Origin of the sequence: Secundilactobacillus pentosiphilus (genome assembly GCF_002217985.1) — a bacterium.
Lineage (GTDB): Bacteria > Bacillota > Bacilli > Lactobacillales > Lactobacillaceae > Secundilactobacillus > Secundilactobacillus pentosiphilus.
In genome coordinates this window covers 1-207 of the sequence record NZ_BCMI01000089.1, presented here as the reverse complement: position 1 = coordinate 207, position 207 = coordinate 1, and the positions used below count along the sequence as shown (strand labels likewise).

At 51.7% G+C, this 207-nt stretch carries 1 rRNA gene; it reads left to right on the top strand.

Features of this window, described 5'->3' with window-relative positions:
* Positions 1-207, top strand: a 16S ribosomal RNA gene (locus tag CES81_RS13170); the annotation flags it as partial.

Genomic DNA, 207 nt, shown 5'->3' with positions numbered 1-207 from the left:
TAGCTAGTTGGTGGAGTAATGGTTCACCAAGGCAATGATACGTAGCCGACCTGAGAGGGTAATCGGCCACATTGGGACTGAGACACGGCCCAAACTCCTACGGCAGGCAGCAGTAGGGAATCTTCCACAATGGACGAAAGTCTGATGGAGCAACGCCGCGTGAGTGAAGAAGGGTTTCGGCTCGTAAAACTCTGTTGTTGAAGAAGA